The organism is Bacillus sp. PK6-16 (assembly GCF_056530295.1).
Window position 1 is genome coordinate 3,420,619 of record NZ_CP096511.1, and the last position, 24,024, is coordinate 3,444,642.

Annotated in this window: 23 protein-coding genes and 1 pseudogene; 4 read left to right on the forward strand and 20 right to left on the reverse strand. The window is 33.6% G+C overall.

Annotated elements, in window-relative coordinates:
* The first annotated feature begins 230 nt into the window (after positions 1–230).
* The 3 genes from M1D66_RS17470 to M1D66_RS17480 all read left to right on the forward strand — a co-directional run bounded on the left by M1D66_RS17470 (position 231) and on the right by M1D66_RS17480 (position 2,048).
* Entirely contained in the window at positions 231–1,232 is a 1,002-nt protein-coding gene (locus M1D66_RS17470; protein ID WP_242554657.1) for a S66 family peptidase, read from the forward strand.
* 143 nt (positions 1,233–1,375) lie between these two features.
* Complete coding sequence (locus tag M1D66_RS17475; RefSeq protein ID WP_000805125.1) at positions 1,376–1,717, forward strand: EamA family transporter; 342 nt, start codon at positions 1,376–1,378, stop codon at positions 1,715–1,717.
* Positions 1,710–2,048 carry an EamA family transporter gene (locus M1D66_RS17480; RefSeq protein WP_001089868.1) on the forward strand — a complete coding sequence of 113 codons (339 nt, stop codon included), beginning with the start codon at positions 1,710–1,712 and terminating at the stop codon, positions 2,046–2,048. Before M1D66_RS17475 ends, M1D66_RS17480 begins: the two co-directional genes overlap by 8 nt.
* 35 nt (positions 2,049–2,083) lie before the next feature.
* Here M1D66_RS17480 and M1D66_RS17485 read toward each other — a convergent pair whose 3' ends face one another.
* From M1D66_RS17485 to M1D66_RS17555, 15 genes and pseudogenes are all read right to left on the reverse strand, one after another.
* Positions 2,084–2,530: a DUF6376 family protein gene (locus M1D66_RS17485; protein ID WP_000695198.1), complete on the reverse strand. Its 447-nt coding sequence runs from the start codon at positions 2,528–2,530 to the stop codon at positions 2,084–2,086.
* Positions 2,531–2,620: 90 nt separating this feature from the next.
* Entirely contained in the window at positions 2,621–2,842 is a 222-nt protein-coding gene (locus M1D66_RS17490; RefSeq protein WP_000459099.1) for a hypothetical protein, read from the reverse strand.
* A 184-nt stretch (positions 2,843–3,026) separates the two neighbouring features.
* Positions 3,027–3,593 carry an acyltransferase gene (locus M1D66_RS17495; protein ID WP_001084190.1) on the reverse strand — a complete coding sequence of 189 codons (567 nt, stop codon included), beginning with the start codon at positions 3,591–3,593 and terminating at the stop codon, positions 3,027–3,029.
* Positions 3,586–4,716 (reverse strand): DegT/DnrJ/EryC1/StrS aminotransferase family protein, encoded by a 1,131-nt coding sequence (locus tag M1D66_RS17500; RefSeq protein WP_000427966.1) that lies wholly within the window; start codon positions 4,714–4,716, stop codon positions 3,586–3,588. Before M1D66_RS17500 ends, M1D66_RS17495 begins: the two co-directional genes overlap by 8 nt.
* Before the next feature lie 19 nt (positions 4,717–4,735).
* The gene (locus M1D66_RS17505) at positions 4,736–7,297 is read right to left on the reverse strand and encodes a glycosyltransferase (RefSeq protein ID WP_242554658.1); all 2,562 of its coding nucleotides are present in this window, start codon (positions 7,295–7,297) and stop codon (positions 4,736–4,738) included.
* Positions 7,298–7,419: 122 nt separating this feature from the next.
* Positions 7,420–8,553, reverse strand: a complete 1,134-nt coding sequence (locus tag M1D66_RS17510) for a hypothetical protein (protein ID WP_242554659.1) — start codon at positions 8,551–8,553, stop codon at positions 7,420–7,422.
* A 133-nt stretch (positions 8,554–8,686) separates the two neighbouring features.
* Positions 8,687–10,411, reverse strand: a complete 1,725-nt coding sequence (cydC, locus tag M1D66_RS17515) for a thiol reductant ABC exporter subunit CydC (RefSeq protein ID WP_242283690.1) — start codon at positions 10,409–10,411, stop codon at positions 8,687–8,689.
* Complete coding sequence (gene cydD, locus M1D66_RS17520; RefSeq protein ID WP_144596466.1) at positions 10,408–12,129, reverse strand: thiol reductant ABC exporter subunit CydD; 1,722 nt, start codon at positions 12,127–12,129, stop codon at positions 10,408–10,410. Before cydD ends, cydC begins: the two co-directional genes overlap by 4 nt.
* Positions 12,129–13,145: a cytochrome d ubiquinol oxidase subunit II gene (gene cydB, locus M1D66_RS17525; RefSeq protein WP_242554660.1), complete on the reverse strand. Its 1,017-nt coding sequence runs from the start codon at positions 13,143–13,145 to the stop codon at positions 12,129–12,131. The genes cydD and cydB overlap by 1 nt, the downstream gene beginning before the upstream one ends.
* Complete coding sequence (cydA, locus tag M1D66_RS17530; protein ID WP_000448870.1) at positions 13,132–14,535, reverse strand: cytochrome ubiquinol oxidase subunit I; 1,404 nt, start codon at positions 14,533–14,535, stop codon at positions 13,132–13,134. Before cydA ends, cydB begins: the two co-directional genes overlap by 14 nt.
* A 593-nt stretch (positions 14,536–15,128) precedes the next feature.
* A complete protein-coding gene (locus M1D66_RS17535) occupies positions 15,129–16,184 on the reverse strand; it encodes an LLM class flavin-dependent oxidoreductase (protein WP_000417583.1) in 1,056 nt (351 codons plus the stop codon).
* Positions 16,185–16,304: 120 nt separating this feature from the next.
* Complete coding sequence (locus M1D66_RS17540; protein ID WP_001205523.1) at positions 16,305–16,748, reverse strand: MarR family winged helix-turn-helix transcriptional regulator; 444 nt, start codon at positions 16,746–16,748, stop codon at positions 16,305–16,307.
* Positions 16,749–16,901: 153 nt separating this feature from the next.
* Positions 16,902–17,225 carry a carboxymuconolactone decarboxylase family protein gene (locus M1D66_RS17545; RefSeq protein ID WP_033687717.1) on the reverse strand — a complete coding sequence of 108 codons (324 nt, stop codon included), beginning with the start codon at positions 17,223–17,225 and terminating at the stop codon, positions 16,902–16,904.
* 3 nt (positions 17,226–17,228) lie between these two features.
* Positions 17,229–17,633: pseudogene (locus M1D66_RS17550) on the reverse strand (tautomerase family protein); the annotation flags it as partial.
* A 42-nt stretch (positions 17,634–17,675) separates the two neighbouring features.
* On the reverse strand, positions 17,676–18,224 hold the full coding sequence (locus tag M1D66_RS17555) for a DUF4865 family protein (protein ID WP_076876582.1): 549 nt from the start codon (positions 18,222–18,224) through the stop codon (positions 17,676–17,678).
* A gap of 120 nt (positions 18,225–18,344) precedes the next feature.
* On the opposite strand from M1D66_RS17555, the gene M1D66_RS17560 reads away from it, so the two are divergent.
* Entirely contained in the window at positions 18,345–19,133 is a 789-nt protein-coding gene (locus tag M1D66_RS17560) for a LysR family transcriptional regulator (protein ID WP_000404991.1), read from the forward strand.
* Between the two features lie 61 nt (positions 19,134–19,194).
* On the opposite strand, the gene M1D66_RS17565 is transcribed toward M1D66_RS17560, so the two are convergent.
* The 5 genes from M1D66_RS17565 to M1D66_RS17585 all read right to left on the reverse strand — a co-directional run bounded on the left by M1D66_RS17565 (position 19,195) and on the right by M1D66_RS17585 (position 23,839).
* Entirely contained in the window at positions 19,195–20,148 is a 954-nt protein-coding gene (locus M1D66_RS17565) for a branched-chain amino acid ABC transporter permease (RefSeq protein WP_002040965.1), read from the reverse strand.
* 49 nt (positions 20,149–20,197) lie between these two features.
* The gene (locus M1D66_RS17570; RefSeq protein ID WP_000382787.1) at positions 20,198–21,058 is read right to left on the reverse strand and encodes a branched-chain amino acid ABC transporter permease; all 861 of its coding nucleotides are present in this window, start codon (positions 21,056–21,058) and stop codon (positions 20,198–20,200) included.
* A gap of 21 nt (positions 21,059–21,079) precedes the next feature.
* Entirely contained in the window at positions 21,080–21,781 is a 702-nt protein-coding gene (locus M1D66_RS17575) for an ABC transporter ATP-binding protein (protein ID WP_001196696.1), read from the reverse strand.
* Positions 21,759–22,532, reverse strand: a complete 774-nt coding sequence (locus M1D66_RS17580; protein WP_144596467.1) for an ABC transporter ATP-binding protein — start codon at positions 22,530–22,532, stop codon at positions 21,759–21,761. Before M1D66_RS17580 ends, M1D66_RS17575 begins: the two co-directional genes overlap by 23 nt.
* An 89-nt stretch (positions 22,533–22,621) precedes the next feature.
* Positions 22,622–23,839, reverse strand: a complete 1,218-nt coding sequence (locus tag M1D66_RS17585; protein ID WP_144596468.1) for a substrate-binding domain-containing protein — start codon at positions 23,837–23,839, stop codon at positions 22,622–22,624.
* Between the last annotated feature and the right edge of the window lie 185 nt (positions 23,840–24,024).

Below are 24,024 nucleotides of genomic sequence, written 5' to 3' on the forward strand. Positions count from 1 at the left end.
CACTCACATTTAACCTTATCAACAATTCCATTATACAGTCAAGGTAAAAGGTATATTTATTCATATACAGCAATGATTATTTTAATTTATTTATGTTAAACTTACAATGTTGAAACGTAAGAATATTCAATAATAAAATCTCGTAAATAAAGCGAAACTTTAATCAGCCCCCCAATCGGGCTACCCGTCAAATAGCGAGATAAACTATTTAATAGAAGGGATTCATACAAATGCTACTTCCAAAATCATTAAAATACGGAGACACAATTGGGATCTACTCCCCTTCTTCACCAGTAACCTACACTTCTCCAAAAAGATTTGAACGAGCAAAATCTTACTTACAACAGAAAGGGTTTCATATATTAGAAGGTTCATTAACAGGTCGATATGATTTTTATCGTTCTGGTAGTATACAAGAGCGTGCTGAGGAGCTAAATGTCTTAATAAGAAATCCTAATATTTCTTGTATTATGTCAACAATTGGTGGGATGAATTCAAATTCAATATTACCTTATATTGATTATGATGCTTTTCTAAAGAACCCTAAAATAATGATTGGGTATTCAGATGCAACTGCTTTATTACTAGCAATTTACGCCAAAACAGGAATCCCTACATTTTATGGACCAGCTCTCGTCCCTTCCTTTGGCGAATTTGAACCTTTTGTTGATTGCACATACAAATATTTTGCTGAAACTTTACTACATGATCATTCTCTTCCTTATCATATAAAACAACCATTATTTTGGTCAGATGAATTTATTAATTGGGAAGAAAAGACGAAGGAGAAAGAACTTCGACCAAACGATTGGATTTCAGTAATTGATGGAAAAGCTACTGGGCGTATTATTGGCGGGAATTTAAACACGATACAAGGAATTTGGGGTAGCCCCTATATGCCACATATTCAAGAAGGCGACATTCTCTTCATTGAGGATAGTTCAAAAGATGCAGCTACTATTGAAAGAAGCTTTTCATTACTTAAAATTAACGGTGTATTCGATAAAATTTCAGTTATCATTCTTGGAAAACATGAGCAATTTGATGATTGTGGTACAAATCGAAAACCTTTTGAAATACTATTAGAAGTACTTCAAAATCAAAGAATTCCTTTTCTAGCTGACTTCGATTGTTGTCATACACATCCCATGATTACCATGCCTATCGGTGTTCAAGTAGAGTTGGATGCAACAAATAAAACGATACATATTGTAGAACCTTGGAAAAAATGAATGCATAGCTTCTATTGTTTTACAATAAAAGCCATGATACTATATAATTTGGAATGTGAAAGATTAAACAAAATACGTTCCAATATCTATCATTAGAAAAATTAGGTATAAATATATATTTATATGCAAAAGAGAGTGAATAAATGAAACCAACTATTAAAAATTACGTATTTTTACATGTAGCTTTTTTGATATATTCTATCATTATGGTTTACATGAAATGGGCAGCTAAATTCCCCATTGCTTCCATCTCATTTTTTGTTGCTTATTTCGGACTAGTTATACTTTTATTCGGATATGCAATTTTATGGCAACAAGTAATTAAACATTTCGAAATTTCAAAAGCATATTCACATCGCGGAATTATTATACTGTGGTCAATGCTTTGGTCAGTATTTCTATTTGGAGATACGATTCAGTGGAATCATTTACTTGGTGCAGCTATTATTATTGTCGGAATTGTGGTGGTGACAAAAGATGAATAGTTATATGTTATTATTTATTTTCGGGATAATTTTAGCTAATTACTCACAAATATTATTAAAAAAAGCTACTTTGCAACAATACGATTCTAGAATAAAAGAATATGTGAATCCTTATGTTATTATCGGCTACTCTTTATTTGTAATTAACGCCGGATTAAATGTTATCGCCATGAAGGGTATGGCATTAAAACAAGCATCAGCATTAGAATCCTTAAGTTATATCATCATATTAATTTTCGGTTGGTATTTCCTAGGAGAAAAAATAACGAAACGTAAACTCATCGGCAACATGATTATTATCGTTGGTGTAATCGTTTATTGTATCCAATAGTAAAAAGCTCCGTTTATCACAAACGGAGCTTTTTACTATTGACCTAAATTTTGCACTTTATCTTTCAAATCTCGAACTTGATCTACCGTCTGCATAAGCTCAGAGTTTTTAAATTGCTCTACATCCACTTTCCCTTCTTCTATCTTTGTCATCGCCGTATCAATTAACGTATTTAATTTTTCGTTATATCCGACGATTTGTTGATGAAGATCCTTTGCTACATCAGGTGGCGTTAATTCATTGAATGCGGGTATATCTTGTTTAATTTCACTAAGCTTCGTTTCTAATTCTTTTCGAGCCTCGCTATCATTAATGGCCTTTTCTGCTAATGCTGGCGCATCATTTGCAAATGCACTTATTTCATTTACATAATCTGTCGCCTTTTGAGCATAATCTATGGAGTTCTTTCCTTCCTCCACTATTGAACATCCCATTAAACCAATTGAAACTATAAATACTAATAAAATTGATTTTATTTTCATTTTAGACCCCCTTCGTCCTTATAATTGTCTGTAATTTTCTCTATACATAACTTCTAGCTAAATTGTTTATAACCTTTTTCAAATAGCTATTTACCCTCTTACATGCCCTATTATCGTTACAACATCTATTTCTATATGTACGCTTATAATATCTTCAATTATATCCATATACCCTTGTCCTATAGCTGTTCCATAGTGTAATGTAAGCCCCTTCTTTTCATACACTGACTTTGGCACTGAAAAAATAAATCTCCTCAAGTTTCTTTCATCAGCTGGTTCCATAATTAAAACAATCCCATCCTCATCAAACATATACGCTCGCCCTCCAACTTTACATTCACTATGGCTCAGTATTGCCTTGGTCAGCAAAATTTAAAACATAATAAGTTAAGATACACTCTGCTCTATCATAAAGTGAAACTTTAATTAGCCCTCACCAGTGGAATCTTTATCGGCAAATAGCGAGATAAAAATAAAAAACATTCATTCTTTTTTGTTAAGAATGAATGCTTTTTAAAAAATCAATTTCTAACTCTAGCATCTTTTTTTGACGAGGTTTTACTTTTCTTACGGGAACTCCAGCGTAAATATACCAATCATCTAAACTCTCTTTTACCATACTCATCGCACCGACTGCCGTACCTTCTCCTACCGTTACATTTGGAAAAATAATAGAATTAGCACCAATAATCACATGTTTTTTTAAAATAACTTTTTCTGCTTTCACATTCCTATATTGATTCGGGACGGTTGGACCCATTAATGTATTTCCACTGAAATCATCAAGTACTGCATATATGATTGTTTTAGCTGAGATGTTTGCAAAATCATGCATTTCAATCCCAACTTCCCCTCCATATAACGCTGTATACGCTGATATGTGCGAATAACTTCCAATTGTGATTTTACCACTTAAAATGCAAAAATCATCAATTCTTACATGATTGCCAACTGATATAGCACTCGGATTATATATACTTGCTTTTTTACTAACCAATACATTTTTCCCAACAGATAAAAATCCAACTTTCTTTAGTTCTTCTTGACTATAAAAACTATTCATCTACCGACACCACCTTCTGCTCTAAACAAATTACAATTTGCTCTACTAGTTCTTTCGTCATTCCTTCCCATAAAGGTAAACTTACGATTCGTTTTGCTATTTTATTCGTCTTTGTTAAATCTGTAGACTTATAGTTTTTAAAAAGAACTTGTTGGTGGCAAGATGGTGAAAAGTATAATCTAGCTTCTATTTTCTGTTTTTTCAGTTCTTCTATTACTTGTATGTTGCGAACTTCTTCTGGACAAATGATAGGCATAAATTGGTGAATAACCGCTTCTGTCTTTTGGACTTTCCACCCTTTTTTCATTAACCCAGTATTTTGTAACAACTGTTTATACCATTCAGAAATACGGCTGCGTTCTTTTAATTTTTGATCCCACTTTTTTATAGTCGCAATCCCAATAGCGGCTGCGTATTCAGACATTTTACAATTAAACCCCATCATCGTGCATTCACGATTTTTATCAAATCCGAAATTCCCCATTCTTTTAATATGTTGTATATCTTCTTCGTTTTTACTATATATGAGCCCTCCTTCACCAATTCCGAACGGCTTTGTTGCATGAAAGCTATATACGATCATTCCACTAAAATCTTGACCGTAATGCATCCCTCCATTCATTAAACCAAATCCCGGCGCCGCATCTACGACAACCGGAATCCCCTTCTTCTCTAATTCTTCATATTTTTCTAAGTTCATCCATGATCCAAAAGTGGCGTACGGGATAACAATCGCAACCTCTTCTTTTAATTCTTCTATCTTATCCAAAAGTACGGTTTTATCCATATACCAATCATCTATTGAAATATCAATAAAGTAAGGTTCCAGTCCACACCAAATAGCGGCTAAGGCAGTCGCAGGGAATGTAAAACTAGGCATGAGAGCATACTTTCCCTTTCTTCTTTTCTTTAGTTGAATAGCCGCCATTAACCCTAACGTTGCGTTTGCTACTGTTGTAACAGCTCCCCTGTTTTGAAAAAATGACGACATAATTGTTTCCTCAAAACGTTGATTTATAGGTCCATAATTCGTATATATGTGAGATGTATCAATTTCCTTCAATTCGTCCAAATACTCACTTACAGGTACAGTTGAAGCACGTAAAAAAGGAATATTCTCCATATCTATCTATTCCTTCCTATCATTTTCGGACAATATAGAGCATATCTGTTTCAGATAATCCAAATTTCCTAGCACTTTTCATTCCTTGTTTTTCCGCTATGTTATATAATTCTACCTTAAATCCTGCATTCATTAATCGTTGAATAAATCCCGATTGATTATAAATTCTCACATGATCTTCTTGCCCAAAAGCTAATTTCCTCAATTGTGGTGTTACAATTAATTCATTCTCTACAATAAAATCTACATTCATTACGATTGGTACTTGAATAATTCCCCATCCATTTGGCTTTAACACTCTATATAACTCTCGCATTGCTTTGTCATCATCAGGAACGTGTTCTAACACATGGCTACATACTATTACATCAAAAGTATTACTATCATATGTAATCCTTGTAACATCAATTTCCTTCATTAATGGATCCTTTGGTTCTAAGTCACCACATACATACGTAATATTTTTATACTCGTTAAACCAATCTCTTAACTTCGCTTCAGGTGCAATATGAAGCATTGTATAGTTTCTATTTAACAAGTCCGTTTCCGTTTCAATGTACGCACGGTACAATCTTTCACGATCCATCGAATTACAAACTGGACATATCCCTGTATCTTTATTCCACATTTCAAATTTATATTTCGGAAAATCATAATGTGCTGGCCAAGGTGAAAATTTTTCAAATTGTTGATTACAATATTGACAATAACAAGATTCTTTCTCGAACATATGAGCAACTAACTTATTTAAGCCTTTTTTTATCTTTTCATTATAAATTTGATCTAGTTCGCCATTTCTTACTGCATCCTTAACTATAAATCCCGCATTTTCTAAACAATAAGATAAACTCTCTTTATACTCACTTTCGGAGCTTAAAAACCCACTATTATATGCATCTATAATTAATTCAATCCACTCTTCAATCGTCATTAAAATAAAATGCATTTGTTTTTGATTTTGTCCACTATGTTGTCTAAAATAACTAAGAGGTTCATGTATATAAACTACTTTTCCTTTCCTCATCATATCTAGCCAAGTTGCAATGTCATTAATAGCAGAATAAGCCTTTCCTTTAAAATATCCAAACTTCCCGTCAAACAAATCCCGATTAAACAAAACAGTTGTCGGCTCACCAACTACATTTTTCAAGTTTTTTAACATATAATTTCCTAATTCTTTTCCTTCAAAAAGTGTAGTTTCTTTCGCGATTTTCATATTTAATGTTGAAGGTGGTAATATCTCTCCATTCTCATCAATCAGTTCACGATATGACGTCACAAATGAAATATTTTCTAACGTCAAAAAGTATTTCATCATTCTCTCGATCTTTTCATGATGAAATAAATCATCATCTAATAAAAAGTTTATATAGTCCCCATTCGCAAGTTCTACACACTTATTAAAGTTTTCGGCAACTAACGGTGTTTCATTTTTAACATATGTAATACACTCATATTCACGTAAGTACGGTTGAATCATAGCATTGACTTCATTATTTGTGCTATCGTCAGAAATAATAATTTCAATATTTTCATATGTTTGATTCAAAGCGCTGTTGAGTGCTAATTCCAAGTAATAAGGTCTATTGTATGCAGGAATAAGTATACTTACTTTCGGTAATGAAGAATTATTATTTATATGTTGTTTTTTCTTTTCTATGTTTATTTTCTTCGCTCTAATTTTTTGGTAATAGTCTAATGTATATAATATTGATGATGGAACTATCCTTCTTGCATAATCTAGAAAATTAGTTATCGCTTTGTCTAACTCTTTTTCGGTGGATAAGAAACCATATTGTTCTCCTGCTATAATACTGTGTGAAAAATCTTCTAACCCATCCATCATTTTATTAGATTCATTTAACTGTTGATCTGGATGTAATCGAAAGTAACTAAGTGTCTCTGCTATATATACTGCTTTTCCTTTACTTAATAAAGATAACCATGAAGCTATATCTACGTTACATAAATACCGCCTCTTATCAAAAATTCCATATGGTTCTTGTAAATCATTTTTACGAAATAAAACTGTTGTCGGTTCTCCAATGTAATTTTTTTGATCCACAATTACCTTATTTCCTAATTCTGTTCCCTCTATAATGGTATCCTCTTCAAATAAACGGACAGTCGAATAAATATGTCGCAGTTCTTTCCCTTTATCATCAATTACTTGACGATGAGATGTTACAAGCTTAATTTCATTATCTAAATCATTGAAAAAATACTTCATCATTTTTTCAATTTTATTCACATGAAATACATCATCATCCATTAAAAAATTTATATACTCACCGTTCGCTTCATTAAATAACATTAATGCATTTTCAAATTGTCCGAGAGTTGATCTATTTTTTATATAAATAATATTTGAATGATCACATAAGTATTTTTGTAACAATTTTTCTGTTTCATCATTCGTGCTGTCATCTCCAACTATAATTTCTATATTAGGGTACGTTTGTTCTAACACACTACATAACGCCTTTTCAAAGTAACGAGGACGATTGTACGTAGGAATTAATACACTTACCAACGGAAGTTGCTCTACCACCTCTTCATTTCTTTCAATACGAGTTCTCATTTTAACTCTCTCACCTCTTCGCATATTATTTATATACGCGACACAAAAATCACATTACTTTAACTGTATGGAGCCTATATACTTTTATGCAAACATGAAACAAAATATCATACTTTTCGTTCCTAAATAAACATATTTAATAACGCGGACATTTTATTTGCACCTTTTTTATTCATATGATCACTATCATAAAAATCATCATCACAAAATAATGGTGAATCAAATAGATCTATAATTTGAAAAGAATATTGAGTTTGAAAATCATTTATAACTTTATAAAAATCTTCTTTTAATTTCTTACTACTACAATTGAAATAATGTGAAGTAACAGGGAACACAACAATTAATGGCTTTATATCATTTTTCAACAGTAATTCTAAATATTTCTTAAAAATCATTTTATTTTCAACTAAAGTATGAGGATACGCCAATTTAGCATGTGAAGCTGCTCTTATTTTCCCGTGTTCTTCAAAAGGAATATGAAGAGAAGTAGTATTCCATTCAGCATTTATCCAAGGCAGTATCAATGATTCATCTTTTAGTTCGTCTAATAAAATATATTCAAAATGCAAATTAAAAATAGAAAGAAGTGGTTTCGGAGTATTTAGATGTGAGAATCCATCAGTGGGTAGAGGAGAGTGAACTACAGTATGATGACCATCTTGAAACAATGGATAATATACTTTGTGAATTCTATATGATTCAGATGATAACGACATATCAAAGTAAAACGAGAAATAGGCTATTCCTATTAAACAATATTGAAATGAATGATTGTTTGATAAAAGTTGTGACGCTATTAAATAATCATAGTATAGATCTTGCGATGGAAGTGTTAATTTTATTGACTTTTTTGAGAGAAGCTCCGTATTTATGCCACAATGTGGATAAGACAAACCGGTAGCAAACAATTCATACGTCGGATCACTCTTTGCTGTTTTCATAGAAATGTATAAAGACATAAGATCCGGATTTATTTGATAGATAGAAATTAATTTATCCTTCCATTCATACATGTATTTTGTTAAATTAATAATTTTTGAACTTTGCACGCCCCTATTTATCAAGTCATTTGTAAGTTTTTCTGCGTCCCCTCTCCAAATGACTATATATTGAAAAGAACTTTCTATACGAACAACATCTGAAACGTCTACAACATGAACTATTGTTTTACATTTATTTTTGTCTAACGTATTTCGAATCCTCTCCCCTGATAACTCATCACTTAAAACAATGATTTTATATTGCTCCTTCATGTACATCCCCTCCATTATATGTATAATATGAAATTCATTTTTAATTCGTAACAATCATATACACCTGCAATCTAACAAAAAAAATAGCTCCACCATTAGGCGTAGCTATTTTTACAATTATTGCTTATTCAAATTATATTCCTTTATCTAACTCATAAAGTTTACGATACTTTTCATTTTCTTTCAGAAGTTGTTTATGACTACCTTGCATGACAATTTGGCCACGATCAAGGAATATAACTTCGTCTACATGTTCTATCCCTACAAGATGGTGCGTAATCCAAATAACCGTCTTTTCTTCCGTTGCAGAAAACATTGTTTCGATTAAAGACAATTCTGTTTTTGGATCTAAACCGATAGTCGGTTCATCAAGTACAATAATTGGTGTTTCTTGCATAAGAGTTCTAGCAAAAGCAACCCTTTGTCTTTCCCCACCAGAAAACCGCTTTCCCATTTCATGCATTTTTGTTTGTAATCCGTCTGGAAGAGAAGTAACATGTGCAGCTAATTGTGCTTTCTCTAAAGCTTTCCATATCTCTTCATCCGTCGCCTCCGGTTTGCCAATTCGTACATTATTTCCAATTGTTGTATCAAACAAATGCGGCTTTTGATTTAATACAGAAATATATTTAGATAAAAGATTCGTATGAGCTCGTTCACCATTCAATACAACTTGGCCATTTACTGGGCTTAACGCCCCTGTTAACAATTTTAGTAAAGTAGATTTCCCTGTCCCACTTCTCCCTAAAATAGCAATTTTCTTCCCTGCTTTTATTTGTAATGATACATCTTTTAATACAATCTCATTACTATCTGGATAACTATACGATACGTGATTCAGTTCAATATCTACATGTTTTGGTTCAATATAATCTTTCTCTCCATGCAAATCCGTTTCATCATGTAAAACACTATCACTTTCTACGCCATTAAGACGATGGGTAGATTCTACGTACGACGGTATTCGATCGATGGCATCTGCAATAGGAATAAGCGCGTTTGTTACAGATAAAGTCATTAATACGAAAGCTGCGATAACTGTAGGAGCAATTTGTTCACTTGCCGCTTCATTCCCAGTCCATATGATCATCGAAATAACTACAATACCTACTACTAATTGAATGATACTGTCCCGAATATGATACCAGCGTTTCACTCTCTTTTCGATTTTTAACAACTGATCATTTTGTTTTACATACTCATTAATAAATTCATCTTTACGACCACTTGCTTGCCAATCAGATAATCCAAAAACAGCATCTGTCAGTTGTTGATACAAACGGTTTCTTCCTTGCTTTAAAGTAACATGATGTTTCTTCATCAAAAGTAATGATACAAACGGAAGAAGAAAAACGATAATAGCTAACATACAACCTACAATAAGTGCAAAAACAAAATCAAATGCACCGATAACAAGTACGAAGATACTATAAACAACTAACGCTAATATGCTAGGAAATATTGTACGTAAATATAGGTTTTGCAAATGCTCTATATCTTCGGATAACACTCCTAACATATCACCCGTTTGAAATCGAGAACGGAAAAATAACGCCTGTGGTTCTACTATTCTATATAGCCTCGTTCTCATTTTTTCTAATATACGTAGTACGACATCATGCCCGACTAGGCGCTCTATATAATGAAACACAGCTTGCCCTATACTAAACGCTCTTGTTGCAACAATAGGAACATATACAGCCATTACATTTTCTGGTCTAAGGGCAGATTTTGAGATTAAATAACCTGAAATAAAAAGTAACATCGCTCCTGAACTAACTCCAAGAAGACCAAGGAAAATAGTTAAAGTCATTCTACCTTTATTTTGTTTTATATAAGGTTTAACCCAGTTACTCATTTCTCTCCCCTCTCTTCCCTATGAAAATGTAATGTCTCATTCTCTAAAAGTTCTTCATACGTCCCACTTTCTTTCATTTCCCCTTTATTTAAAATAAGGATATGGTCCATTTGTTTCATCCAATGTAGACGGTGAGTTGCTAAAAATACTAACTTTCCATTAAATAAACGTAACATCGCTTGCTTTATTTCAAATTCGGTTTCAATATCAAGATGTGCCGTAGGCTCATCTAATAAAATGATTGGTTTTTTACTTAAAAGCGCACGCGCCATAGCAACACGCTGTTCTTGTCCGCCACTTAGCATACGTCCACCTTCTCCAATTCTTTCGTGCATCCCATTTGGAAGTGATGTAACGAGTGAACGAAGGCCGACTTCATTAATAACTCTTTCAACTTCTTCATCTGTTGCATTTGTTTCATAAAAACGAATGTTATCCTTTAATGAAAGCGGAAAAATATAAGGTTGCTGCGGAATATAAGCAATATTTTTTTGCCAATCTTCACGAGTAGATCCATCAACTTCTAGACCATTTACTAACATCTTTCCACTCGAAGGAGATAAAAAACCTGCTAATACGTCGATTAACGTCGATTTCCCTGCACCACTTTCACCAATAACACCAATAGCACCGTTACCTTCCCAAGTAAAATTAATTCCTTCTAATATAGCCTTTTCAGATTCAGTATTATTAACTTTGATATCTTGTAATTTCAAGCTACTAGAGGCATTCCATACTATATCTTCATTTAAATCTTTCTTTTGTATTCCTTTTTGTTGTTGCAAAATCTCTTCTATTTGCTCCATCGCAATTTGTCCATCTAATGTCGCATGATAATTTGCTCCCACTTGTTTAATCGGCAGAAAATATTCCGGAGCTAAAATCAAAATTGTAAGGGCTGGTAATAGTATAATCGTTCCATCTATTAAACGTATCCCTAATCCAACCGCCACAAACGCAATTGATAAACTCGTAAAGAAATCTAATGCAAAAGAAGAAAGAAAAGCAACTCGCAAAGTACGCATCGTTGCTTTTCTATATCTTTTACTTACTTTTTCAATCTTTCCTTCGTGCTGTTCACTTTTCCCTAAATACTTTAATGTTTCTAAACCTTTTAACGTATCTACAAAATGATTCGAAAGTACACGATATATCTCATACTGACTATCTGCCATTTTTTGCGCTGCTAATCCGAGAAGAATCATAAATATGATCACGATAGGAATCGTTACAACTAAAATGATTCCAGACTCAATATCTAGCGTAAAAACATATAGTACAATTAGACCTGGAACGATACTACTTCTAATCATTTTAGGAATCGTTAATTCAATATATGTTTTAAATTTCTCAATCCCCTCAATTGATAAGGTAACCAGATGACCAGTTCCAACAGTTTGAACATACCTTGGACCTAATGTGAAATAGGCCTCTATCAATTGTTTTCTTAGTAACGACCCTGTTTTTTCAGCAAAACGTTCCACTAATATTTGTGATGTTCGAACTACTATGTTACGCGCTGCAAACGCGATACCAAAATAAACAACTTCACTTAATATTGTTTGTACTGTCTCTCCATGAAATAAAAACGTAATAGCTCGTGCTAAAAAGATTGTTTGCGCAATAATACTAAAAGCTTCTAAAATACTAATAATCGTTAACGCTACATATAAAATACGGCTACCGGGATAAGACGGAAGTCCTCTTTTTCTTTTCATTAGTACTCCAAATCGTTGTCTGACTTAACAGGTTGTCTAAATACATAATAACTCCATATTTGACTTCCGATAACGAAAGGCAAAATAGCAATCGCAAAGTAAGTCATAAGTTTTAATGCATAAGCTCCTGATGCTGCGTTGTAAATTGTCAAATCATTCATTGCTCCTAAAGAGCTAATCATAACACGTGGGAACATACCGATAAATACACTCGCACTTAGTAAAATGATTGTTAAACTCGTCATAAAGAAAGCCCAACCATCTCTTCTTCTTTTATTTAATAAAGTGGACACTAATAGTGCTACAAAAGCTCCGATTGGTACCATAATCCATTCTGTTCCATGAGCAGTGAAAATGTCGGTTTTCCATAACCCCACACCAGCAAAAACAAGAAGTGTAATTAATGAAAATGGTGCAATTTTTATTGCAGCAATTCGTGCACGTTCTCTCAATTTACCAGTTGTACGTATCGTAAGAAATTGTAATCCGTGAACAATACATAGTAGGAGAAACATTACTCCTCCAAGTAACGCAAATGGATGAAGTAATTGCAAGAATCCACCTACAACATTTTTACTCTCATCAATAGGTACACCTACCATAAAGTTTGCAATCGCAACTCCCCAAAGGATAGGAGGTAACATACTTCCAATAAACATCCCCCAATCCCATGCACTCTTCCATTTATGATTATCTATTTTCGCACGAAATTTAAAGGAAACACCTCTTAAAATTAAAGCAAGAAGCATAAATACAAATGGAATATAAAAACCACTAAATAAAGTTGCATACCAGTGCGGAAATGCCGCGAACATGGCTCCACCAGCACAAACAAGCCATACTTCATTCGCGTGCCAGAACGGTCCTATTGTATTTAAGTAAACTCGTTTTTCAAAATCATTCTTTCCTAAAAACCTCGAAACCATTCCTACACCAAAATCGAAACCTTCCAGTACGAAGAATCCAACAAACAAGATTGCAATAACTAAAAACCACAACTCATTAAGAAATAACATACTCTTCCTCCTTATCAAATGGATCATGGCTTTGATAATCCTTTTTCGTTTTCTTATTCGTGTGGCCCTTAATGGTACGAACAAATAAGTACACACAAATTCCACCCATAATTAAATACATTGATGTGAATGAAATAAGTGAGAATAATACTTCACCGAATGTTACATTTGGTGATACAGCATCTTCTGTTTTCATTACCCCAAATACTACCCAAGGTTGACGACCCATTTCAGTCATAATCCACCCTACTGTATTACCGATGAATGGAAGAGAAATTGCATACACCATTAATTTTAAATACCACGTTTTTTCAGCTAAACGATCTTTTCTTGATAAGAACCATCCGTAAGCTCCTAGAAGAAGCATGAATGTTCCACTCATTACCATCGCTCTAAAACTCCAAAACATTGTATGCACTGGAGGAATATAATCTCCAGGTCCATATTTTTCCTCATATTGTTTTTGAATTTGATTCATCCCTTCAACTTGACCGCTAAACTTATCATACGATAATAGACTTAGCATATAAGGGATTTGAATTTCAAACGAATTTTCTTTCTTCTCTGTATCAATTTTCGAAAATACTGTAAATGGTGCTGGATCCTCACTTGTATTCCATAGCGCTTCAGCTGCCGCCATCTTCATTGGATGTGTCTTAATTAATTGTTGCGCTTGTGCATGACCAAAGAATAATACAAGCGCCGTTGTAATTGTTCCAACAATGATAGAAATGCGGAAAGATTTTTTAAATACTACAGTTTCTTGTCCTTTTGTAATTTTCCATGCACTTACACCAGCAATAAAGAATGCACCTGTTGCAATTGCCGCTGTAATTGTATGCGGGAATTGTACCCATAGTTGTGGGTTTTGAATAATGGCTAAGAAATCATTCATTTGCGCACGACCATCAGCTGCCATTTCATACCCGACAGGTGACTGCATAAATGCACTTGCAGTTAAAATCCAGAATGCTGATAACATCGTTCCAATTGAAAGGAGCCAAATACACATTAAGTGAATTCGCTTCGGTAATTTGTCCTCACCGAATACCCATAAACCTAGGAATGTAGACTCAATGAAAAATGCCAGTAATCCTTCAATTGCAAGCGAGGGACCAAATACATCACCTACAAAACGTGAATACGTTGACCAGTTCATACCAAACTGAAATTCTTGTAAAATACCTGTTACTACACCTACTGCAAAGTTAATAAGGAATAATTGCGTCCAAAACTTTGCCATCTTCTTATATACTTCTTGCCCTTTTACCACATACAACGTTTGCATGATCGCAATAATAAAAGCTAAACCAATTGATAGCGGAACAAAAAAGTAATGGAAAATCGTTGTTGATGCGAACTGTATTCGTGCCAATTCGAGCGTTTCCATACTAAAATCACTTCCTTCATAGTTTTTATAATAAAAGTTAATTGAGCAATCTTATCAAACTCAATTATTAAGAAATACGAAAAGACAAAAACATTTTGTATGTATTGTCGAAAAATATGAAGTTTCAGTTTTTCAAACTATTGTAATGCTATTTTTTACCTTTTCACTATTTCTGTAGTGTTTTATTCGTTAATCGAATTGTATAATATACCTGCATAGTAAATTCAGGTTATTTTTGACGTATTATTGACATCATTTTGTCTGAAATATGTCTTTTGTCATTTTTTTGAAGCAGATTTTTCTCATTAGCAAAATGTGTTTTTTCAATATACTTCTTACTTTTATATCTATAAAACAATCGTTTTTTCTTCATACGCTTGACTTTTACCCGAAAAAATGTCCTCAAAAGCAACCTCGATAAATGCTTATTTTTTGTCAAGAGAAAAATGTATTTCCAAAATTCAAACTCGAAATAATGTTATTCAAAAATAGAAAATAACTTCCCTCTTCCTCGACTAAAAGTTCATTTTTTTGTCATGTTTCCAGAACAAATAAAAAAACTGAGAGTCGATTAAACTCTCAGTTTTTTTTATTTATTTTGCTGTATGTTTTCTAACGGCTGGTAAAATTTCAGTAGCAATGAATTCAATATTTTTCTCAATTTTATCAAATGATACACCGCCAAAATCAATTTGTGCCATAAAGCGTTGTTGGCCAAACAATTCATATTGGTAAAGCATTTTCTCAATGATTTGTTGTGGGCTACCAACCATTAAAGCATCACGGTAATCTATTGCATTTGTAAATTGCTGTTTCGGATACCCACCACCGCGCAGTGTAAGCATACCAGCATTAATGTGAGGGTAATATTCACTAAGTGCATCTTGTGAATTTTTTGCCGTATAAAATAAACTCGTTGTTGCAACTGGCAAACTTGTTGGATTGAATCCACTTTGCGCAGCCGCCTCACGATAAGCATCTACTGATCCTTTAAAGTTAATAGCTGGACCACCTAGTGTTGTTATCATCATTGGCACACCTGCACGTCCTGCTTTAATTGCACTAGCTGGTGGACCTCCAACTGCACGCCAAATTGGTAAGTTATTATTTTTCGCTCTTGGAATAACCGATGCATGTGCGAGCGGTGCTCTAAACTGTCCATTCCATGTTACATGTTCCTCGTTATTAATTTTTAATAAAAGATCCATCTTCTCTTCGAATAATTCTTCATAATCATTCACGTCATAACCAAGTAAACTATATCCTCCAATACGAGATCCACGACCAGCCACAATTTCTGCACGTCCATTAGAAATCAAGTCAATTGTAGCAAAATCCTCATATACTCGTACCGGATCAGATGTACTTATTATCGTTGCTGAACTTGCAATTTTTATATTTTTCGTAGCTTGTGCAATAGCTCCTAAAATAACTGTATGAGCTTGTGTTGTAAAATGTGTTTGATGACTTTCACCGACAGCAAACACATCAAGCCCTGCCTCATCTGCTAACTTAGCTGTTTCAATTAATTCATGAATTCTTTGTTCCGTACTAATTTTCTCTCCATTATGCGGATTTAAAACATGATCCCCAATCGAATATAATCCAAACTCCATCCCTTTACTTGTATCCATACGGTATTTTTCCATCATTACTCTCTCCTTTAATGAAGTGTTATTAGTTTCTCTTTTAAAAACGTTTGTAAGTCAAATGTATTTTCCTATTGCCTATAACTTCACTTGATTAGTCAATTGATAGTGTAAAAAAAATTACTCTTGCGGTAATTCTTTTTTTTCACTATGCTTATGAACTTTCGTCATCAGCTCATATAATATTTTCTGCTCTTCTTCATTTAATACATCATCAAAAAACGATGATTGAAATGCAAGTTGCTCTGGCAATGCTCTCTCTAAAGCTGCTTCTCCTTGCTCTGTAAGACTAATTGTTTTCGTTTTCCAATCTTGTTTTCGTACAATATACCCTTCCTTTTCAAGACGAGTTAACATTCGAGAAATGCCACCTTGTGTAACAGTTACCTTTTCAGCTAACTCCATTTGTGTTAGTGGTTGATACGTACGTATTTGCAAAAGCACATCAAATTGAGCTGTCGTTAAATCAAAACGTTTTAAAAACTCATTTGACATTTGATTACTTTGGTTCGTAAATCGTATTAAACGTAACCATATTAATGATCCTATCGTATTATCACGCATGTTTGATCACTTCCTATCGTGAATCTTACTATCACTTTACTACGCAAGTGATAAAAAAGCAAGAGAAAATGTAATAAATATAGCGATAGAGTATTGCATAAATAATGAAAAGTAAGAATTCATATAAACATGAATTCTTACTTTTCATTATTCTTAGCTTTTCATTTCATTCATTACTATATTTAAAGCTGACATAGCTTTTGGCCAACCAACGTAAAAAGCCATATGTGTTATTAATGCAACCAATTCATTCTCCTTAATCCCATTTTGTTTAGCTAGCTTCAGATGAAATGGTAATTGTTCTGTATTACCGAGACTGATTAGTGCTGACACAGTACACAAACTTCTTTCCCTTAATGTTAAAGTGGCATCCCGCCACACTTCCTCAAATAATATCTTTTCACTATAATGAGCAAATGCAGGTGCCATTTCTCTCATTTTCTTTTTAATATGTACTTCAATAAGTTCATTTTTCATTTTTTCTCCCTTTATTTTCACCATTTGTGCTATTCCTTGACCAAATGACCAGTTTTCAGCAGCTGTCTCATTTATTGTAATAAAAATATCCGAAGTTTTAACATCGGAATATTCCGTAATCTTCAAGGATACCGATTGATACAAATCTTTTTTCTGTTGCACCGTTCTTCCCGGTCCACATGTAATAGAAACATAAATCATATTCTCTGTTCTCTTTTCTCCTCTTTCCAACAAATAATATGGATTATATAAAAATTTGTTTTGTTGGTAAGGTAAGAACATTTGAAAATAATCATTTTCAGGGATGTTAAAATGTTCAATTAATGAAAGATGGATACATTCCCCCATTTTTTCCAACTCTTCTTCATTTAATATGTTTTCAGGATAATAAATCTTCACAAAAGGCATAGACTTTCATTCCTTTTCTTATTTTTAATATACAACAAAATTTCATCGTGAAATGTGTAAAATCTCATATACTGTAACACCCTTATTCACTACAATTTCAGGCTTCTCTTCATAAAACTCAAACCTACTATATCCCCATTTATCCGGATTATAAACGATTATATTCCCTAAACACTTTTCATTGTTTTGTACATTTTCATTCATCGTGTTTAATTGAGTCCCAATCAGCGTTTTACTTTGCGAAATACTTCCTGCATATTCAACAACATATCTACTTTTCTTAAATCCATCACTTAGATTAACAACTAATGGAACACCTATATGTATTTGTTGCCAACCAAACGATTGTAAAATATTATCGTAATACCCTTCAAAGATAAATTTATTCATCCCTTCATGCCCATTCCAAATATATAAAGGTGCATAGCAGTTATAAAAATTCCCGTCTTTCTCCGTTTCCGTAATTAAATAAGCTTTAAAATTTAGTGCTTGGAAACCATCAGTTTTATAGCCATTATCCTTTACCCTTTTCTTAATAATTTCCATGTCATAATCCTTTGGAAGAATGACCTTATATTGCATTCCAATCATGTTTATCACTCACTTTCAATCTTATATACATTATGATAAATCGATAAGTGGCTAACGTAAAATAGGTATAAATTATGTTTGGTATCATTTATAATGATAGTGCATAAGGGGCTGAGATACTTGGAAATAAATGATCTTATTATATTCAAAACTGTAGCCAGTGAGGGTTCTATTAGTAAAGCTGCTAAAGAGTTAGGATATGTTCAACCGAACGTAACTGAGCGAATTAAAAAATTAGAACAAGAGTTAGAAACACCTTTACTACATAGAGATAACAAAGGCGTTTCCTTATTACCTGCTGGTGACATTTTATTAGATTACACGAATAAAATATTAACTCTATTAGAAGAAGTAAAAGATGAAATTAAAACGAGTGGTTCTTCTTATATAATAGCGACGTCACAATCTATTTTGACAAATTATTTAAGTAAGCGTATTGAAGAAAACTTTAGAAATTATCAAATATATGTAGAAAGTAGTAGTCATTTGCAAAAATTACTGCAGCAACAAAAAGTTGATATGGTCATAACTTATGAGGATTATCCTGACGCATCGTTTAAAAAAGTGTTCACGACCTCAATTTCTGTAGGCTTATTAAAAGCGAAAGAAAAATGTACCATTGATTATTCAAAAGAAATTTTCTTCGTTAGCAATGACAAAAAGTGCCCTTTTAGAAATAAGACGATACAATTTCTAAAAGAAAATAATTTATCTCAGCGTCAACTTCAACAATTAGATTCTTATTCGCTTATGGAAGAGTTTATTCAGGACGGAAAAGGGATAGCCTTTTTGCCGATTAAAAATGATAAATTGGTACCAATTGAAGATGTTCCAGTTGAGAAATTAGCTGTTCATTTTTTTACAAATCAAAACTCTTTCAAACAAATCCCTGATGAACTATTTGGTTAATAAAAAATCCCTCCTTTATGAATCTAAAAGAGGGATTTTCATATTCTATACAATTGATTTTTCACACATTTTGCTCCACTTCTGCACTTTTCTCCTTCTTATTCCGTTTCATATTCTTCAGTCCCTTAACCGTGCCAACTAATCCTTTCGGGAAAACTAGCAATACGATAATGTACAATAAACCAAGAATAATTGTCCATCGTTCAAAGATCGGATACTCTGTAGCTAGTTCTGATAAATAATATTTTAGAGATTCAATAATTCCAGCTCCTGCAATTGCTCCAATTAACGTTCCAACCCCACCAATCATCGTCATCAATAATGCATTTAATGTCATTTCAATTGAAAATACAGTCGTATTAACAAAACGCAATGTGATAACAAATAAACCACCGCTAATCGCAGCTACTACTCCTGCAACAATGCTAGCAATAATTTTATAATGAAGCACTTTATATCCTAGTGCTTCAACACGTTGCTCATTTTGGGAAATTGCCTTTAATACTTTTCCAATAGAAGATTTGGTGAAAAGACGTAACAGAACAAAAATGATAAGTAAACATATAAGTGTTACATAATAAAACGTAAAACGATCACGGAATACGTCTGGTACCCCAAATGTAAAACCATCTCCTCCGTGAGTAAGCCCACGCCATTTTTCAGCAAGTACGAAAAATAACTGTGAAATAGCAAGTGTTAACATTGCATAAAAATGACTTTTCAATCGTAAAGAAAGCAAACCAATTATATAACTAACGATTGCTGAAACGATAATTGCAGCTACTATTCCAATTAAAAAGTTCGTTATTGATACGCCTTGTCGATCAAATAAAAGCGCTACCCCATATGCTCCTATCCCAAAGAACATACAATGACCGAACGATACAATTCCTGTATACCCCAGCAATACATCAAAACTCATTGCAAAAATAGCAAAGATGAAGATTTGAGTGAACAAAATTAACAGGCTCCGTGAATCATTTACGAACGGAAATACACTTAAACAAATGAGCATACATACTCCGAAGTATACTTTAATTCGGTCCGATGTGTTGTTCACCATTTCACCCCTTTTCACCAACAAGTCCAGTTGGCTTCACTATTAAGAAAAATAGTAACATTAACATATTAATTGCAAGTGATAAATCTGGTATAAAATACGCTGTAAAAGCACCAGCTAATCCGACAATTAAAGAAGCAATAGCTGAACCTTGAACGCTTCCTAATCCACCGATAATTACTACTATAAAAGCTAAAATTGCATACTGCATGCCCATCTCGGCGAAAATAACGCCCGAATACGGTGCTAATAAGAATCCTCCCAAAGCTGCCATCCCTGCCCCTAATAAAAAGACGAAAGAAAATATCGCTTTTACATTAATACCAAGCGCTTGAACCATTTCTTTATCCATTACACCTGCACGGATCATAAGACCTATCTTCGTCTTTTTGAGTAATAGTAGTAGTGCAATGTAAATAATTATCCCAATTAAAATAACAAATAGACGATATTTAATTAATATAATACCTCCGAATGTAAAACTTCCTTGTAACCATAACGGTAATTTTGCACTAATAGGGTTTGGCCCCCAAAATATTTTAATACACTCACTAAGAACGAGCATTCCTCCAAGTGTAACGAGCAGCTGTCGAACATGATTTCCATATACCGGTCTAATAAGAAACCTTTCTAAAATAAATCCTAGGAACATTCCCATGGCTACTGCTCCAACTAAAGCTAATATATAACTTCCTGTCATATTAAATAACCAAACACCTGTAAATGCTCCCCATGCAAATAAACCACCGTGTGCAAAGTTTAAAACGCTCATTAGACCGAAAATAAGTGAAAGACCTGATGCTAACAAAAAAATGAGCATCCCTGTTGAAATCCCATTTACAAATAAATTGATTAACACATCCATCCTTTTCACCTCGGATTCATGTTAAGAGATTCCTAAATATTTATGACACATTTCCTTATCCTTTTTTAATTCATTCATAAAACCGTTATGAACAATTCGTCCGTTATCCATAATGTAAAAATAATCGCCAATTTGACTGGCCATCATAAAATTTTGCTCAACAAGTAAAACTGTTGTTTTCTCTTTCATCTTCAAAATAGCTACCATTAATTTCTCCACCATTATCGGGGATAGCCCTTTGCTCGGTTCATCAATAAGTAATAATCCATCACTATTAATAAACGCTCTTGAAATAGCCAACATTTGCTTTTGCCCTCCGCTCAAGAGCCCACTTTTCTTATTCCAAAACTGCTTTAAATCCGGAAATAGTTCCAGCATCCACTCTATTTTCCCTTCTACTTCCTCACCTTTTCCCCTAGCAAGAGCGAAAGTTTCTTCTACTGTCAAATCATGAAAAATACCTTGATTTTCTGGTACATACCCTATTCCTTTCCTTGAAATTAAATGTGTAGGTAATCCACTCACTTTTGCACTATCATAATAAATTTCACCATCTGCAATGCGGTGAAACCCCATCACTGAACGTAATGTCGTTGTTTTCCCTGCCCCATTTCTACCAAACAGTACAGTAATCGTCCCTTTCTCAACAGCAAGAGATACTCCTTGTAAAATATGAAACTGATCTAAATACGTTTCTATATTATTCACTTGTAATAGTGCCACTATATAATCCCCCTAAATAAGCACTTTGTACACGCTCATCTTTCATAATTTCTTCTGGCAATCCTTCAGCCAATAACTCTCCATGAAATAAAACGATAAGATGATCTGACAAACCTAGTATCATATCCATTTTGTGTTCGATAAGTACAATTGTGCTCTCTGGATGTTTCTTAATATTTTCAATCACTTGTAATATAGCAGGGACTTCCTCAACCGAAATACCTGCCGTCGGCTCATCAAGTAATAACACATCCGTTTTTAAAGCTAATAACATCGCAAGTTCTAGCTTCCTTTTCTCTCCATGTGCCAAATCTTTCGCTAATACGTTCTCTTTCTCATGAAGTAATACTGTTTTTAAGAAACGTCTCGCCTCTCCAACTTGTTGCTTTAATTTTGCTGAACTCGGGAAAAAACTATAGTAATCTTGTACGAATGATTGAACACTTAAACGGACATTTTCAAGTACCGTTAATTCTAGGAATATGTTTGTAAGCTGAAAAGAGCGACCGATTCCTAAGCGTGTTCGATCTGAAATCGATAGTTTTGTAATATCTTGCCCTTTAAAATACACTTCACCTGTTGTGGGTGAAATCTGGCCACTTAGTAAATTAAATAACGTTGTCTTCCCCGCACCATTTGGCCCAATAATAGAAATGAGCTTTCCTTTTTGGACAGTTAAATTTACATCTTTAATAACTTGATGTTCACCAAAAGATACACTAAGATTTTTCGTCTCTAGCAAATGTGTCACGAAATCCCTCCCTTTAAAGCCGTGAGTATGAAAGAAATATGTATAAAGAGGGTCCCCCCTCTTTATACAAAAACAACAGAAAATTCAGTCTATTTATTTTGAACTGGTGGTTCTGTTTCTTTCATCTTTAATTCTCGCTCTAACACTGGCACCGGATAATCAACACCGTCTTGCTTTTTCAATGTGATAGAATACAGTGTCTGCATCGCTTGGTGGTCCTTCTCTCTAAACTTCATCTTTCCTTTCGGTGTATCAAATTCCATTCCTTCCATTTTCTTAATCAGGGTATCTACATCTGTATCACCTTTTGTTTTCTTTAAGGCTTCTACAATAGAAATTGCTGCTGACATTCCTCCCGCTGTAAACAAATCTGGCACTGCACCATTAAAACGTTTTTTATGCTCTTCAACTAGCCAATCATTCACTTTATTTTTTGGAAGTGTGTGATAATATACAGAAAAACCTTGCATACCTACTAATGCATCCATTGTTTTTAATGCTGGTATATCTGGCGCACCTGTAGAAATTTTAATACCTTGCGCTTCCACATTCATATCTTTCAACTGTTTCCAAGGTGAATTTGCCCCTGCCCAAACGATAAATAAATAATCTGGTTTTGAACTAATGATATTTTGAATATTCGCTGTAAAATCTGTTGAATTTGTATCCGCGTATTGCTCATTCACAATGTTCGCACCTAATTTTTTCGCACCCGCTTTAAATGCAGCAATCCCTTCACGACCAAAAGCGTTATCTGGGGCAAATGTTGCAATCTTTACATCTTTTTTCGCAATTGCTGCTGCTCCTGCAATCGCATCTTGTGAGGAACTTCTTCCAGTTCTAAAAATATATTTATTCCAGTTCTTCCCGGTAATACTATCCGCAACTGCCGGTTCTACAACCATAATCTTTTCATATTCTTCAGCCAGTGGTAAAACCGCTAACGTATCACTTGAACTAGACGATCCAACTAAAAAATCAACTTTCTCTTCTTCTAATAACTTCGTAGCTTTTTTAACTGCTACATCCGCTTTCGTTTCTGTATCTTCTACAACAAACTTAATCTTTTTCCCATCTACTTTCCCAGTTCCACCAGTTGCATAATCTAACCCTAATTCAAATCCGTTCACTGTTTGTTTTCCATACGATTCTAGCGGTCCTGTTAAAGAAGCAAGGACTCCTACCTTAATCGTTTTTTCATCCTCTGTACTTGTTTTCTTTCCTGAACAAGCTGCCGTTATTAATAACGAACCTAAAACACAACCAGTAAACATTGTTTTTAGCCACTTACGTTTTTTCATCGACATTGTGATCCTCCCCATACTTTACTTTCTGATAGAATCAAACACGCCAAAATCCCCTGTCCGTAATCATGACTAACTAATTCGATAGATAATGGAAAACTCTTGTAGTACCCTCTACATTCGGCACAAATATATAATCACCTTCCTATGTAATGGAAACGAACATACAATCAATATATATTCTGCAA

Coding starts and splice junctions, on each gene's coding strand:
- M1D66_RS17485 (WP_000695198.1), bottom strand. CDS start 2,530: ATGAAAATAAAATCAATTTTATTAGTATTTATAGTTTCAATTGGTTTA.
- M1D66_RS17480 (WP_001089868.1), top strand. CDS start 1,710: ATGAATAGTTATATGTTATTATTTATTTTCGGGATAATTTTAGCTAAT.
- M1D66_RS17510 (WP_242554659.1), bottom strand. CDS start 8,553: ATGAAGGAGCAATATAAAATCATTGTTTTAAGTGATGAGTTATCAGGG.
- cydA (WP_000448870.1), bottom strand. CDS start 14,535: ATGGAAACGCTCGAATTGGCACGAATACAGTTCGCATCAACAACGATT.
- M1D66_RS17585 (WP_144596468.1), bottom strand. CDS start 23,839: ATGTCGATGAAAAAACGTAAGTGGCTAAAAACAATGTTTACTGGTTGT.
- M1D66_RS17490 (WP_000459099.1), bottom strand. CDS start 2,842: ATGTTTGATGAGGATGGGATTGTTTTAATTATGGAACCAGCTGATGAA.
- M1D66_RS17535 (WP_000417583.1), bottom strand. CDS start 16,184: ATGGAAAAATACCGTATGGATACAAGTAAAGGGATGGAGTTTGGATTA.
- M1D66_RS17570 (WP_000382787.1), bottom strand. CDS start 21,058: ATGGATGTGTTAATCAATTTATTTGTAAATGGGATTTCAACAGGGATG.
- cydC (WP_242283690.1), bottom strand. CDS start 10,411: ATGAGTAACTGGGTTAAACCTTATATAAAACAAAATAAAGGTAGAATG.
- cydD (WP_144596466.1), bottom strand. CDS start 12,129: ATGAAAAGAAAAAGAGGACTTCCGTCTTATCCCGGTAGCCGTATTTTA.
- M1D66_RS17500 (WP_000427966.1), bottom strand. CDS start 4,716: ATGGAGAATATTCCTTTTTTACGTGCTTCAACTGTACCTGTAAGTGAG.
- M1D66_RS17475 (WP_000805125.1), top strand. CDS start 1,376: ATGAAACCAACTATTAAAAATTACGTATTTTTACATGTAGCTTTTTTG.
- M1D66_RS17540 (WP_001205523.1), bottom strand. CDS start 16,748: ATGCGTGATAATACGATAGGATCATTAATATGGTTACGTTTAATACGA.
- cydB (WP_242554660.1), bottom strand. CDS start 13,145: ATGTTATTTCTTAATGAGTTGTGGTTTTTAGTTATTGCAATCTTGTTT.
- M1D66_RS17495 (WP_001084190.1), bottom strand. CDS start 3,593: ATGAATAGTTTTTATAGTCAAGAAGAACTAAAGAAAGTTGGATTTTTA.
- M1D66_RS17505 (WP_242554658.1), bottom strand. CDS start 7,297: ATGAGAACTCGTATTGAAAGAAATGAAGAGGTGGTAGAGCAACTTCCG.
- M1D66_RS17555 (WP_076876582.1), bottom strand. CDS start 18,224: ATGATTGGAATGCAATATAAGGTCATTCTTCCAAAGGATTATGACATG.
- M1D66_RS17545 (WP_033687717.1), bottom strand. CDS start 17,225: ATGAAAAATGAACTTATTGAAGTACATATTAAAAAGAAAATGAGAGAA.
- M1D66_RS17470 (WP_242554657.1), top strand. CDS start 231: ATGCTACTTCCAAAATCATTAAAATACGGAGACACAATTGGGATCTAC.
- M1D66_RS17565 (WP_002040965.1), bottom strand. CDS start 20,148: ATGCTCATTTGTTTAAGTGTATTTCCGTTCGTAAATGATTCACGGAGC.